Raw genomic sequence first — 14,946 nt, forward strand, 5'->3', positions numbered from 1 at the left:
TATAAACAAGCAAATTCCCTCTTTTTTTCGTTCTAACAAAGAAGACTTTACATTTTTTTGTTAAGAATTAAATTGTTTTTTTATACCTTATGTTTAAAATAAAACCCTATCTAATATTAAATTTCCATTTTCAGTATATTTAATAAGATCATTTTTTATAAAACTGGTAATCAGACCTTTTTCTCTTTCAGGATAAAGCAAATGTATATTAGCTCCGGCATCCAAAGTAAAATATAATTGAGCGTTAGAATCGTGTCTGAATTTCCAAATTTTATCAATGATCGCCAAAGTGTTAGGCTTAATCAAAATATAGGGCGGGGTAGAAGTCATCATCATGGCATGAAGTGTCAATGCTTCATGTTCAACTATTTTACCAAATTGTTCCCAATCTCCGGATTGAATCAAATCGCAAACTTCAGATAAATTTTTATTTGCTTCTTGGAAACGTGTGGATGCATAGGGATGTCCTTTCATTAAACTATGGCCAACGGAGCTGCTCACTTGTTTAGATCCTTCATGGACCAATAAAATGGTATCTTGAATTTCTTTAAATATAGGAGCTATTTCATAGGGAAAAGGAATAGCATATAAATCGGAACTGGAAGGTATATTTGGGCTTTTACCCCATATAGCCAATCCCTTGTAAATTGATCTGCATGCACTTCCGGAGCCCAATCTAGCCAAAAAAGAAGCTTTTCTTAACGTAAACTCTTCCGAGTTTTTCTCTCCCAATAATTCGCTCATATTCATAAGACATAAGGCCAAAGCACCAAATCCGGATGCAGATGAAGCAATTCCACTACTGTGAGGAAAAGAGTTTTTGGTATGTATGGAATAGGAGTATTGGTCAATGAATGGTAAATACTTTTTTATATATAGAAAATAGGTATGAATTTTTGCTGCGAAATTTTCTTGAATTTGGTCTTCAAGATATACTTTTACCGAAAAGGTGTCAGATTTTTGAAATTGGATTGAAGTTTCCGTAAAACTTTCGGTAAGTGTGTAACTTATAGATGGGTTGGCAGGTAATTGTGTGTCATATTTACCCCAATATTTAACTAATGCTATGTTTGAACTGCATTTAGCGTTCACTTCTCCATTTTCTATATTTTTATACGTTTCAGATGGAATAAAATTTTCCTCAGTCATTATTTAATTTTTTATATTGTAGATAATTTTTAGCGTGAAATTTTAATGAATCTTGAATAGGTATGAATGCATACGACAATAATTTTTTTATCTTGTCGTTGGAATAGGTGTTTTGAGAAGTCAATGCTAAGTAAACAGGCTTACTTATAGTTTTCTTACCGGGTAAAAATCGAGACAATACGGATATCCTTTTTAACAATGAATTAGATATTTTAATAGGAGGTTTCCTGTTCAATTCTTTTCTTAACAGGCACATGAGGTTTTTATACGATATGTTGTCTGCAGTTAAAATAAATTTTTCATTACTTATTGAAGGATCATCCATAAGTCGTATACAAACATCGGCGACATCCGAAGCATCAATACATCCGGTGATCCCCGAAGTATAAAAGGCTCGATCTGCATATGCCTGATCGTAGAGTAATCCATTGCCTCGTTTCCAATTTCCGGAACCTAATACGATACCCGGATATACAACTAATACATTTAATCCTTCTTGAGAACCTCTCCACACTTCCATTTCAGCTCCGTATTTTGAGCAAGCATAGGAAGAATGATTGAATTTAAAATTCCACTCAGCATTTTCATTAATTGAGGAATCTTCTAAATTGGGGTCTAAGGTGGCAATTGAACTTATATAACAAAATTTATCTATTTTATGACTAATAGATAAATTAACCATATTTTGAGTTCCTTCAATATTTATCTTGCGTAATTCTTTTTTATCTTTTTCATCAAAACTAACCTTTCCGGCAATATGATATACTTTTGTTACACCTATAAAAGCTTCTTCCAGGGAAATAATATCAAGAATATCCCCTTTAATCCATTGTAAAGAATCATATAATTTGTTAAATCTTTCCGGTTCGTATAATTTAAACAAGTTGAAAACTTCTTGTTTAGAATCTTCCGATCTATATAAAGCTTTAACTTGCTCACCTTTTTCGGCTAACTTTAATAAAAGATAGCTTCCTACTAAGCCCGTACCTCCTGTAACTAATATCATAATGGATTGCTAAATTACAGCTTTTTAATTTTATTTATTAGTGAAATTAGCTTAAGTTTTGAAAATATAAAGTAGTTAGTTTGAATAAAAAAAATAAGCTTATTATTTATCAAATACACAATTTAACAAATTAAATAATATACAAGTAAATTGCTTATTAAAAAATTATCTCTAAAATCTTTATATAAAAGTATGAGTATTTTAAAAAAGGGTGTATAACAAAAAAAATGCCTGTATTAAACAGGCAATTTTTTTTATTTTTTTTGAAAAAACATAATTGGACTCATCCAATATTGGACCGGTTTTCTTTCCGATAAGTATAAACTTATAAAGGTTATAACTATTGATAGTGGAAAATCAAAAAGAATCGGATAGGTAATATGTAAAGGAGGAAGTAAATACATCCTGATACCGGATATTATAAAAATAACACAAGGATGCACCAAAAATATTCCCAACGAATATTTACCTAATTTATAAAATCGATCAGTTGCTAAACTTATTACGCAAGTAATGCTTATCATACTAATTAAATAGAAAGATGCTCTATATAAAAATCCCTGTAAAAGAGTCGGATAAGTACTTTTATAAGATCCTTCCCCAAAAGTAGCCATCACGAAATAAAATAGGTTTTTATAAAAGAATAAACCGGTGAATATGGCTAATAAAATAACAACGGGTATAATTGGATTAACCTTTCTAATTTTATTGAACATTTGTTCATTGCAATAATAACCTAAAACAAAGTACGGAAAGAAGGTTATTACTCTGAAGGCATTTAATTGGATATCTATAAAGCCAAACAGTAAAGGTATAATTAGTGAAAGACTAAACACTAATGGGAATTTTAAATTTAACTTAGCAATATAGTAAACAAGTAATCTCCAAACTAATAGACCAACCACATACCAAAGCCCTCCATAAGGAAGAATGAAAATCGAAATAATTTTTTGAACAATATTAAATTGATCTGCAGGAAGGGTTACTGCTTGTACAGTTATGAAAGGGATGGAATAAGTTAGCTGTGCTGCTAAGTAGGTGAGTCCTAAAGATTTAAATGATTTGACATATTTATCCCACGTAATGTTTTTTGAAAAATAGCCGGATATAAATATAAAAAGAGGCATGGTAAAAGTAGAGAGAAAGCTAACTAAAACTGCTGTTCCTCTATCTTTGTAAAGGTTGTCGGTAGTATGAGCATATACTACAAAACATACTAATATAAATTTCAAAGAGTCAAAGGTCTTATTCCTGTTCATTGTTAAAAAGCAATTAAATTAACGACGACAAAACTATAAATATAATAGTAAAAGTCCAAATTAATAAGTATATTATAAAAAATTTTATTTCAAGCCTAAAATTTTATATGAAATTGAATAAAAATAGATAAATATCATAAATTTAATATCTTATAAACATAAACTTTAGTAAATCATTTTATATTTATATGCTAAAATAATATAATATTTAAATAAATAAATTAATATATAATAATAAATGGGAAATATTATATTATTTTATCTATACTTTTTCTTGTTTTTATTTTTTGAGCTTTAAATTGAGAGGGTGTTAGTCCGGTTACCTTTTTAAATTGCGCAGAAAGGTGAGCTACACTGCTGTATCCCAGTTTATAAGAGATTTCCGATAAATTCAATTCATCATAAGACAATAATTCTTTTACGGTTTCAATTTTTTGAAGAATGATATAATGTTCAATGGTAATGCCTTCAGAAGAAGAAAAAAGTTTGCTTAAATAAGAATAGTCTTTGTTTAATTTGTGGGATAAAAATTCAGAATATGTTATCGATGGTGCTGTATGTTCTCGAATTTGTGAAATTAACAGAGATTTAATCTTTTCAATTAATTTTTGATTAGAATCACTTATAAGCTCGAAACCCAGCTTTTCTAATTTATCACTAAAAATATGCTCCTTTTCTTTGCTCAATTCCTCATTTAAAATAACCATCCCAAGCCTGACAGTAACCGGCTTAATATGAATTTCTTTTAAAATTTCCTCAACCGCAAAAATACAGCGATCACAAACCATATTTTTAATATATAAATTCATAAATGAAATTTTATACAAATGTAATGCCTAAATTCTTCGTGTAAAATGATGGATAGTAAGTCACACTCATTTTTCGGCTAAATTTCAATATCGATTAGTTAATAGTTTTTTATAAATTTGTATAAAAAAAATGGCACTACTAGCACCTTCCATCCTTTCGGCAAACTTTGGAAATTTAGATAAGGATATAGAAATGATCAATTCGAGCGAAGCCGATTGGTTTCATATAGATATCATGGATGGAGTATTTGTCCCTAATATTTCTTTTGGATTTCCGGTTTTAGAAGCCGTTAATAAAAAAGCTAAAAAAATCAAAGATGCTCATTTAATGATTGTAAATCCGAGTCAATATTTTCAAACTTTTAAAAATTTAGGTATAGATTATATTACAGTTCATTATGAAGCCTGTATCCATTTACACAGGACAATTCAGGAAATTAAAAATTTAGGTATGAAAGCCGGAGTGGCTTTAAATCCGCATACTAATATAAGTTTATTGGATGATACTATCCAAGATTTGGATTTAGTGTTAGTGATGACTGTAAATCCCGGGTTTGGAGGACAAAAATTTATTGAAAACTCATATAAAAAAATAGCCTCTTGTAAGGATCTAATTATTCAAAAAAATTCACAAGCATTAATACAAGTTGACGGAGGAATAAGTCTCGAAAATGCTAAAAAGCTAACTGATGTCGGAGCTGATGTATTGGTTGCCGGAAGTAGCATTTTCAATGCGAAAGATCCCATACAAATGATCAAAGATTTAAAAAATAGTACCAACTAAGTTCATAACCCATTAAAATGAAAGACAAAAAAATTCATTTTATAGTTAATCCTATTTCAGGTAAAGGATTAGGTAAGAAAGTAAAAAATAGGATTGAAGAACTTTTTGCAGACTTTGATAAAGAAATCAAAGTAACAAGAAAAAAAGATGATGGATATAAATTTGCATTGCAATCCATTAAAGAAGGAGCCGACATTATTGTAAGTTGTGGAGGTGACGGAACACTTAATGAAGTAGCTACTGCCTTACTTAATAAAGAAATCCCCTTAGCAATCGTTCCTATAGGTTCCGGAAATGGATTGGCCAGACATTTACATATTCCTCTTACTTATGAAAAAGCTCTACAATCGTTGAAAACTTCCCAACATACTAGTAAAAAAATTGATTGTGGAAAGATTAATAATATATATTTCTTCAGTAATGCAGGTATAGGATTTGATGCACATACTGTGAAAGAATATGCTCATCAAAAGAAAAGACAGTTAGCAGGATATGTTAAAAGTGCTATCGCAAGTGTTTTTAAATATAAGCCCATTCAGATTGATATGCATTCAGAAACGAAAAACTTCAAGGGAAAAGCCATGATGCTGAATATTTCTAACAGTAATTGCTTAGGATACGGGTTTTCCATTTCGCCAAAAGCTTCTTTGCAGGACGGTAAATTTGATGTTAATTTGATAACTGAATGTTCCTGGGGAGCATTTGGTTTAATCGGTATGGGATATTTATTAAATACTAATATCGGAAGTAAGAAGAAAATATTTTTTAAATCCAATCAATTAGAAATTGAATTTGATGGAAAATATTTGCAAATTGATGGAGAATATATACCCACCAATGCTAAAAAACTAACAGTTTCCTTATTACCTCAATCACTTAAAGTTTTAGTAGCTTAAATATATAACCTATAAATTAATATTCTTTAAGTTGCTTAATGTCATTTTCAAAATATAGATAAAATCTGGAAATGTTAAAATTATAGCATAACTAAAATTAGGATGAATAGGGTAGTTAATGAGGAATTTATATAGAATGTTAATGTATCAAAGCACATACAAGCTAAAAATAAGAATTTTATTTTCAAAAAATAATTGATCACTTACTACCAATAAATTTATAATATAAAAAATATTTACTTTGAAGATATTATCAAAATCAGTAGATTTGAACCTATACAGTAAATAAAATATACCCGTTAAAGCAAAAAATAAAATGGACCAATTTTCATTTTTAAATGCAATCAATTCTGAATACATAGATGAGTTGTATCAAAAATATTTGAAATTTCCCGATAGTATAGAACCCAGCTGGAGAAGTTTTTTTCAAGGATTTGATTTTGCCAGAAAATCCTACAATGAAACTTCTAAATATAATCAATATAGTGAAAAGGAATATTCAAATGAAAAAGGAATTTCTGAAGATATCATAAGAGAATTTAAGATAATAAATTTAATAAACGGGTATCGAACAAGAGGGCATTTATTTACTAAAACCAATCCGGTCAGGCAAAGAAGAACCTATACTCCAGATTTAAGCATAGAAAATTTCGGACTTAGCGAATCAGATTTATCCGTACCTGTCAACGGTAAAATTATAGGAATAGAAGGAGAATATACTTTAAAAGAAATAATAGATATTCTTAATAAAGAATATTGCAGTTCCATTGGAATTGAATACATATATATTAGAAAACCCGAAGAAATCCGTTGGATTCAAAATTGGATAAAGCAAAATTTTAATCAGCCCCTTTTAGATGTAGAAGAAAAGAAAAGAATATTAAAAAAGCTTTCACATGCCGTTGCCTTTGAAAATTTTTTACATACGAAATTTGTCGGACAAAAAAGATTTTCATTAGAAGGAGGAGAAACTTTAATTCCCGCTTTAGATGAAATAATTAACCATTCCTCAGAACTGGGAGTGGAAGAAATCGTTATCGGAATGGCCCATAGAGGAAGATTGAATGTTTTAGCCAATATATTTAATAAATCGTATTCGCAAATATTTAATGAGTTTGAGGGAAAAGATTATTCAGAAACCATTTTTTCAGGAGATGTAAAATATCATTTAGGATCTTGTAATAATTATAAAACTAAAAAAGGTAAAACCATTAAAATAAGTTTAGCTCCCAATCCGTCGCATTTGGAAACCGTTGATGCCATAGTGGAAGGAATTGCAAGAGCAAAAACAGATCACGAATATCAAGAAGATTACGGTAAAGTCATGCCTATACTAATCCATGGAGATGCAGCCATTGCCGCTCAAGGAATCGTATATGAAGTAATTCAAATGATGAACTTAGATGGCTATAAAACCGGAGGAACCATTCATATTGTAATTAATAATCAGGTAGGATTTACTACTAACTATTTAGACGCACGTTCCAGCACCTACTGTACAGACATAGCTAAAACGGTTTTATGTCCGGTATTGCATGTAAATGCAGATGATGCAGAAGCTGTTATCCATGCAGTACGATTTGCTTCGGATTACAGGAATACCTTTAATAAAGATGTATTTATTGACCTTTTAGGTTATAGAAAATATGGACATAATGAGGGCGATGAACCTCGTTTTACACAGCCTCAATTATATAAAATAATTGAAAATCATCCGAATCCCAGAGAAATATATCGAGCAAAACTTGAAAAAGATGATATCATTACGCAAAAAATGGTGGCTGACGATGACGAAGAATACAGAAAGTTACTGGATAAAAATTTGGAAGATTCCAAAGAAATGGAACAAGCGACCGTTGAATTATTCATGCAGCAAGAATGGAAAGATTTTGAAAGAGTAGGAGCTGCCGAACTTTTAACACCCATAGATACAACCTTTCCATTGGAAAACTTGCGTACCATAGCGCATCAAATTACGGAAATACCGGAAGGAAAAAACCTCTTTAATAAAACCAAACGTTTATTGAAACAAAGGCGGGATATGATTGATGTTACCCAAACCATAGATTGGGGGATGGCAGAATTATTGGCTTACGGTTCGCTGTTAACGGAAGGACATCATGTCCGATTATCCGGAGAGGATGTTGAACGAGGAACTTTTTCGCACCGCCATGCAGTTATTAAAACGGAAGACACAGAAGAAGAAATCATCTTATTAAACAGCTTGAATACCAAAGCTAAATTCTATGTTTATAATTCCCTGCTGTCAGAATATGGAGTTTTAGGATTTGAATATGGATATGCCATGACTTCTCCTTTCTCGCTTACAATTTGGGAAGCCCAATTTGGAGATTTTGCCAACGGAGCACAAATTGTAATTGATCAATATATTTCTGCTGCTGAAGATAAATGGAAAATGCAAAACGGATTGGTTATGTTGCTTCCGCATGGTTTTGAAGGACAAGGAGCAGAACATTCTTCGGCGAGGATCGAACGATTCTTATCTCTTTGTGCCAATGGAAATATGTATGTAGTAAATGCAACTACTCCGTCGAATTTATTTCATTCTTTAAGGCGACAAATGAAAACTGATTATAGGAAACCGTTGATTGTTTTTTCTCCTAAAAGTTTACTAAGACATCCTCAAGTAGTGTCTACCCTGGAAGAATTAGCAGAAGGAGCCTTTGAAGAGGTTATCGATGATTCAAAAGCAACTAAGATAGAAAAAATAACTCGTGTCGTTTTATGTTCAGGAAAATTATTCTATGAATTGGATAAGAAAAGAGAAGAACTAAAAGAGGATCGAGTGGCATTGGTACGTATAGAACAACTCTATCCTTTACATTGGGATAAAATCCAACAAATATTACAAAAATATTCTTTTCAAAAAGAGTTAATTTGGGCACAAGAAGAACCCGAAAATATGGGAGCTTGGTGGTACATACTCAAAGAATTTAGAAAATTCAATATTGAAGGTATTTATACATCCGAAAGCGGTTCTCCTTCACCGGGCTCACACAAACGATACGATAAAATACAAAAAAAATTAATCAATTCTGTGTTTGAAAATATAAAATAAACCATTAAAAAATAAAATATTTGAACTTATGATACTTGAAATGAAAGTTCCCTCTCCCGGGGAATCAATAACAGAAGTAGAAATTTCAACCTGGTTGGTTAAAGAGGGAGATTATGTTGTAAAAGATCAGGCTATAGCGGAAATAGACAGCGATAAAGCCACTTTAGACCTTCCGGCAGAAGCTTCCGGCAAAATATCTTTGAAGGCTCAAGAGGGAGATACAGTTCAGGTAGGACATATTATATGTTTAATTGACACGGATGCTGTAAATCCAATTCATGATAAAAAAGAGATAGTAACTAACGAAACAGAAACAACTGTTTCTACTCATACTACGGAAAATTCACTAGAAATATCCGCCGATTCATATGTAAAAGGAACCTGTTCACCCGCAGCCAGAAAAATAATTAAAGAAAAAAATATTTCTCCCGAAGATATTCAAGGAACCGGTAAAAATGGAAGAATAACAAAAAATGATGCCTTACAAGCAGTTCCATCTCTTGGTAATTCTACAGGAAATGGAGTCAGAACGTACCAATCAGTTAAATTATCGGCGCTTAGAAGAAAAGTAGCCGAAAGATTGGTAACCGTAAAAAATCAAACCGCCATGTTAACTACTTTTAATGAAGTGGACATGAGTGAAATTTATCGTATAAGGAATGAATATAAAGAGGCATTTAAAAATAAACACAATGTGAATTTAGGATTTATGTCTTTTTTTACCCTTGCTGTTGTAAGAGCATTGCAACTGTTTCCCGATGTTAACTCTATGATTGACGGTGAGAATAAAATAACCTATGATTTTCAAGACATAAGCATAGCTGTGTCCGGACCTAAAGGATTAATGGTTCCTGTACTTAGAAATGCGGAAACCATGACATTTAGAGGAGTAGAGCAAAATATAAAGACCCTTGCGGAAAAAGTGAGAGACGGAAGAATTACCGTGGATGAAATGACCGGAGGAACATTTACCATTACCAATGGAGGAGTTTTTGGTTCTATGTTATCTACCCCGATCATCAATCCACCACAAAGTGCAATTCTTGGAATGCACAACATAATTGAGCGGCCCATCGCAAAAAATAAACAAATTGTTATTGCTCCCATGATGTATGTTGCCCTTTCTTATGATCATAGAATTATCGATGGTAAAGAATCGGTTAGCTTTTTAGTGGCTGTGAAAGAAGCACTTGAAAATCCATTGGAACTATTGATGAATAATAACATAAATAAAGCATTAGAATTATAAAAATCTATACAACCGCTTATAGCGGTTTTTTTTATGAACCAAAAACGTTTTTATACTAAGATTAAATCTTTAAAATAAAGCATATATAATATTTTAATATGAAAAGAATACTCTTTGTCTTTACTCTATTATTTTCGTTTCTTATTTTATCAGCTCAAGAGTCAGACAGAAAAAAACTGGAAGAATTTCTTTCTAAACAACAAGATATAACTTATGAAAGGATTGAAACTTATAAAGGAGGACCTTTACAATATAAGTTACAAATTAAACAACCTTTAGATTGGTCGGATACCTATGCCGGTTATTTTAATCAACAAGTCATTTTGACTCATACAGGCTTTGATCGGCCTATGCTCATGGAAACGCAAGGGTATGGGATGTATGATGTTAAAAATGAATTGCAGCAAATCTTAAATTCTAACGATTTAAATATTGAACATCGATATTTTGGAACTTCAATACCCGACTCTTCAATATTTAACTGGAAATATTTGACACTTTATAATGCAGCTCATGATTTACACCATATAAATACTATTTTTAAAAAAATATACGGTAAAAAATGGATCAGTACAGGTATAAGCAAAGGAGGACAGACAACTATATATTATCGATATTTTTTTCCTGAAGATGTTGATTCCTCCGTGCCGTATGTGGCCCCGATAAATTATTCTTTGGAAGATTCGCGAATATATAGTTTTTTAAACTCGTTGGGATCAGAAACTTGCAGAAAGAAAATTAAAGATTTTCAACTGTTTATGCTGAAAAATGAAAAGGAAGTCTTAAAATATGTACAAGCCTATTCTGATATAAAAGGTCTTACCTATAAATATTTGGGATCCATAGGCAAAGCTTTTGAATATACAGTATTGGAATATCCTTTTTCATTTTGGCAATGGGGATATTCTTGTGATTCCATTCCTCAATCAAACGAGGTTGCGAAGGGAGTGGATTATCTTATAAAAGCCGTTGATATAAGTTTTTTTAGTGATCAGGAAATTAAGCAATATGCGCCACATTATTATCAAGCAGCCTTAGAAATGGGATATTACGGATATGATATTTCACCATTTAAAAATTATTTAAACTATTTTACTGAAAATCCTTTAGCAACATTTCCTCCTAAAGAAGCAGGAAAAATCACGTATAGTCCGAAACTCACCAAAAAATTAGAAAAATGGTTAGATACTCAGGGTACTAATTTCATATATATTTATGGGGAATTGGACACATGGAGCGCTACCAAAGTTATCCCTTCTTTAAAAACTAATTCCATTAAATTAGAACTTCCCGGAGCAAACCATGCTTCAGCAAGAATCGCAAACATGGATCAATTGATGAGAAATCAGTTGAGCGATTCCTTAAATCAGTGGATAGGGATTAGGCCTAATTATAATTTATTGAATTAATTATTTTATATTTTTAAAAAGAAGTGACTAATAAATTTATTAAAATATAAATAGGAAACTAAATTTAAATTTTTATTTTATCTTGGAATAGAATTTGTATTTAAATGATTTAATTGTAGGATATTTCTTTTTTTTAATAAAAATAAAGATAAATATAGGGTTAATTAAAAATACTTTCGTTTTAATTAATATTTAATTAACAAGAATTCTGTATATAAATTATAATTTTGTGTAATCATTAATGTACTAATAATAAGGATTGAATTAATTATAAATTTAAAAGTAATAAATTTACAATTTTAAAACCTGGGTGTAAAAATGGAAAAAGGAAAGAAGAAGAATAGAATATTTAGAGATGCGTTTGGCCATTGGTTTATCTTAAAAAGATTTCTTATATTCACCTTTGGGGTTATATCATATAATAGATTCAACGGATTTAATAAATTAAAGCTTAAAGGAACTGAAAACCTGTTAAAGCTTCCCGATACCAATGTATTGTTCGTATCCAATCATCAAACCTATTTTGCGGATGTATTTGCCATGTACCATGTATTTTGTGCCGTAAAGCACGGATATATTGACACCATTAAAAATCCTGTTTATCTTTTAGATCCGAAAGTAGATTTATATTATGTGGCGGCAAAAGAAACCATGAATAAGGGATTATTAGCCAAATTATTTTCTTTAGCAGGAGCAATTACTGTTAAAAGAACTTGGAGAGATGCAGGAAAAGATGTCAATCGAAAAGTTGATATGAATGAAATAGATAATATTTTGCAAGCCTTGGATAGCGGATGGGTAGTTACCTTTCCACAAGGTACGGTAACTCCTTGGTCACCCGGTCGAAGAGGAGCGGCAAAAATTATCAAAAAAAATAAACCCATTGTAATACCTGTTGTAATCGATGGATTCAGAAGAGCTTTTGATCGTAAAGGCTTACTCGTTAAAAAAAGGGGGGTTGAACCCAAAATGACATTTAAAGCTCCTTTAGACATCGATTATGAGAACGAAGATTCAAATGAAATTTTAGCTAAAATCATGATAGCTATAGAACAAGATCCAAGTTTTTTAAAAGTCAAATCGGTAGAGGAACTGGAAGCAGAAAGGGAAGAAGAAAAGACCCGATCATTTTTTGAACTATAATTTATTACAGAGATAAAAAAAGGCAGTAGTATTTAGCTGTCTTTTTTAGTTTAAAAAAGTATCTTTGTTCTGAAAAATATCGGTAAATGAAAATACATTTTATAGCGATAGGTGGAAGTGCCATGCATAATTTGGCTTTGGCCTTGGCTCAAAAAGGCTACACTGTTACAGGTTCTGATGATGCAATTTTTGAACCTTCCCTCTCAAGATTAAAAAAACAAGGTATAGCACCCAATTCATTGGGGTGGTTTCCCGACAAGATTACTCCGGATATAGATGCAGTAATTTTGGGAATGCATGCTCATTCAGATAATCCCGAACTTCAAAAAGCAAAAGAATTAAATTTAAAAATTTATTCATATCCTGAATTTTTATACGAACAATCTAAAAATAAAACCCGAGTAGTTATCGCAGGTTCTCACGGTAAAACCACGATAACCTCTATGGTTCTTCATGTACTTAAGTATCATCAGGTAGATGTTGATTATATGGTTGGTGCTCAGTTGGAAGGATTTGATACCATGGTGAAGCTCACAGATACTAATGAATTTATGATTTTAGAAGGGGATGAGTATTTATCTTCACCGATCGATTTACGTTCAAAATTTCTTTTGTATCAGCCTAATATAGCTTTACTCAGCGGGATCGCCTGGGATCATATCAATGTTTTTCCAACTTTTGAGTCTTATAAGCAACCCTTCCTAAATTTTGTAAATACGATAAGTCAAGGAGGTGCTTTAATTTATAATGAAGAAGATAAAGAAGTTGTTGAGATAGCAGAACAATCGAGTAACTATCTGAAAAAGTTTCCCTATCATACACCCAATTATGTAATTAAAGATGAAAAAGTATATCTTCAAACTTCTGAAGGAGAATTACAATTGTCGTTATTTGGTAGACATAACCTTTTGAATTTAGAGGGAGCGCGATTGGTTTGTAATCAAATAGGTATACAAAATGAAGCGTTTTATGAAGCAATACTATCATTTAAAGGTGCTTCACGAAGATTGGAAAAAATATACGAAACAAATGAATATATAGTATATAAAGATTTTGCACATGCACCTTCTAAAGTAATGGCAACGGTCAAAGCGGTTAAAGAAAATTTTTCCAATAAACGACTGGTAGCTTGTTTAGAACTCCATACATATAGTTCACTAAACCCTGAATTTTTAAAACAATACAAAAACACATTAGACAAAGCTGATGAGGCACTTGTTTTTTATAGTGAAGATGCTTTAAAAATCAAAAGAATGGAACCAATTTCAAAAGAACTGATTATAAATTCTTTCGAAAAAAATAATTTACAAGTCTTTACAGATCCTGTTATATTAGAGAACTATTTAAAAGAAATCGATAAAAATAACAGTATTTTTTTAATGATGAGCTCCGGAAATTACGGCGGAATAAATTTGGACTCAATTTTTAAATAAAAACAAAATACATTATATCATAAAAATCTTTCTTTTCGGAAAGATTTTTTTATGCGATGAATTTTATAAGCCTTTTATAAAGGATATATATTCGTCTATGCTTTTATCCAAAGTACCATTATCAGCTGCATAATAAGAATTATATAACATATAATATCCCCTAAAATTCGAACTAACATAGGCTGCCGTGAGTTTAATAGGCAAAATTAAATCTTCCAAATTCAGATTTTTATTATCTTTAAGATCGTCTTCACTTATACCGGCAGACAATGCTAATGCTATTTTTTTATCTTTTAATTTATCCCCTTTAGATCCATAGGCCCAGCCATAAGTAAATACCTCATCGATCCAACGTTTTATTAAACCGGGTACATTAAACCAATATATTGGATATTGTAAAATTAAGTTTTCATGGTTTTCAATTAACTTTTGTTCTTTTTGAACATCAATTTTGTAATCCGGATATTCATAACAAAGATTATGAACTGTAAAATCTTTAGGATATTTTTTTAATTCTTCTGACCATCTTTTATGAATTATCGATTGATTTAAATTGGGGTGACCATTAATAATTAATGTTTTCATCTTTTTTAATTTGATTATAGTTTTTATAAATTATATATTGTAATCATTGTAAATATATTAATTTATAATCAAATTTAGTATAATTATGAGTCAATATTTGCTAAAAAATAAATAGTGGAATAATTTAGATTTCAATAATTATTAG

General features: G+C 30.8%; 12 protein-coding genes. 7 read left to right on the top strand and 5 right to left on the bottom strand.

Features of this window, described 5'->3' with window-relative positions:
* Positions 1-93 precede the first annotated feature (93 nt).
* From J3U20_RS00430 to J3U20_RS00445, 4 genes are all read right to left on the bottom strand, one after another.
* Positions 94-1,149 (bottom strand): diphosphomevalonate/mevalonate 3,5-bisphosphate decarboxylase family protein, encoded by a 1,056-nt coding sequence (locus tag J3U20_RS00430; protein ID WP_160543130.1) that lies wholly within the window; start codon positions 1,147-1,149, stop codon positions 94-96.
* Complete coding sequence (locus J3U20_RS00435; RefSeq protein WP_160543129.1) at positions 1,142-2,155, bottom strand: SDR family oxidoreductase; 1,014 nt, start codon at positions 2,153-2,155, stop codon at positions 1,142-1,144. The genes J3U20_RS00430 and J3U20_RS00435 overlap by 8 nt, the downstream gene beginning before the upstream one ends.
* 254 nt (positions 2,156-2,409) lie before the next feature.
* On the bottom strand, positions 2,410-3,414 hold the full coding sequence (locus J3U20_RS00440; protein WP_160543128.1) for an acyltransferase family protein: 1,005 nt from the start codon (positions 3,412-3,414) through the stop codon (positions 2,410-2,412).
* A 248-nt stretch (positions 3,415-3,662) separates the two neighbouring features.
* Positions 3,663-4,223 (bottom strand): helix-turn-helix domain-containing protein, encoded by a 561-nt coding sequence (locus J3U20_RS00445; protein WP_160543127.1) that lies wholly within the window; start codon positions 4,221-4,223, stop codon positions 3,663-3,665.
* Between the two features lie 130 nt (positions 4,224-4,353).
* Between J3U20_RS00445 and rpe the strand changes: the two genes are divergently transcribed.
* The 7 genes from rpe (at position 4,354) to J3U20_RS00480 (ending at position 14,216) form a co-directional block, all read left to right on the top strand.
* Positions 4,354-5,007 (top strand): ribulose-phosphate 3-epimerase, encoded by a 654-nt coding sequence (gene rpe / locus J3U20_RS00450; protein ID WP_160543126.1) that lies wholly within the window; start codon positions 4,354-4,356, stop codon positions 5,005-5,007.
* Positions 5,008-5,024: 17 nt separating this feature from the next.
* On the top strand, positions 5,025-5,903 hold the full coding sequence (locus tag J3U20_RS00455) for a diacylglycerol/lipid kinase family protein (protein ID WP_160543125.1): 879 nt from the start codon (positions 5,025-5,027) through the stop codon (positions 5,901-5,903).
* A 316-nt stretch (positions 5,904-6,219) separates the two neighbouring features.
* Positions 6,220-8,982, top strand: coding sequence for a 2-oxoglutarate dehydrogenase E1 component (locus tag J3U20_RS00460; RefSeq protein ID WP_160543124.1), 2,763 nt, complete (start codon positions 6,220-6,222; stop codon positions 8,980-8,982).
* A 28-nt stretch (positions 8,983-9,010) separates the two neighbouring features.
* Positions 9,011-10,231, top strand: coding sequence for a 2-oxoglutarate dehydrogenase complex dihydrolipoyllysine-residue succinyltransferase (odhB, locus tag J3U20_RS00465; protein WP_160543123.1), 1,221 nt, complete (start codon positions 9,011-9,013; stop codon positions 10,229-10,231).
* Positions 10,232-10,329: 98 nt separating this feature from the next.
* On the top strand, positions 10,330-11,640 hold the full coding sequence (locus J3U20_RS00470; RefSeq protein WP_160543122.1) for a S28 family serine protease: 1,311 nt from the start codon (positions 10,330-10,332) through the stop codon (positions 11,638-11,640).
* Between the two features lie 318 nt (positions 11,641-11,958).
* Positions 11,959-12,783, top strand: a complete 825-nt coding sequence (locus J3U20_RS00475; protein ID WP_160543121.1) for a lysophospholipid acyltransferase family protein — start codon at positions 11,959-11,961, stop codon at positions 12,781-12,783.
* Between the two features lie 86 nt (positions 12,784-12,869).
* Positions 12,870-14,216 carry a UDP-N-acetylmuramate--L-alanine ligase gene (locus J3U20_RS00480; protein WP_160543120.1) on the top strand — a complete coding sequence of 449 codons (1,347 nt, stop codon included), beginning with the start codon at positions 12,870-12,872 and terminating at the stop codon, positions 14,214-14,216.
* 63 nt (positions 14,217-14,279) lie between these two features.
* Here J3U20_RS00480 and J3U20_RS00485 read toward each other — a convergent pair whose 3' ends face one another.
* Positions 14,280-14,801 carry an NAD(P)H-dependent oxidoreductase gene (locus J3U20_RS00485; protein WP_160543119.1) on the bottom strand — a complete coding sequence of 174 codons (522 nt, stop codon included), beginning with the start codon at positions 14,799-14,801 and terminating at the stop codon, positions 14,280-14,282.
* Between the last annotated feature and the right edge of the window lie 145 nt (positions 14,802-14,946).

It is taken from the genome of Apibacter sp. B3919, assembly GCF_026537405.1.
Classification (GTDB): domain Bacteria; phylum Bacteroidota; class Bacteroidia; order Flavobacteriales; family Weeksellaceae; genus Apibacter.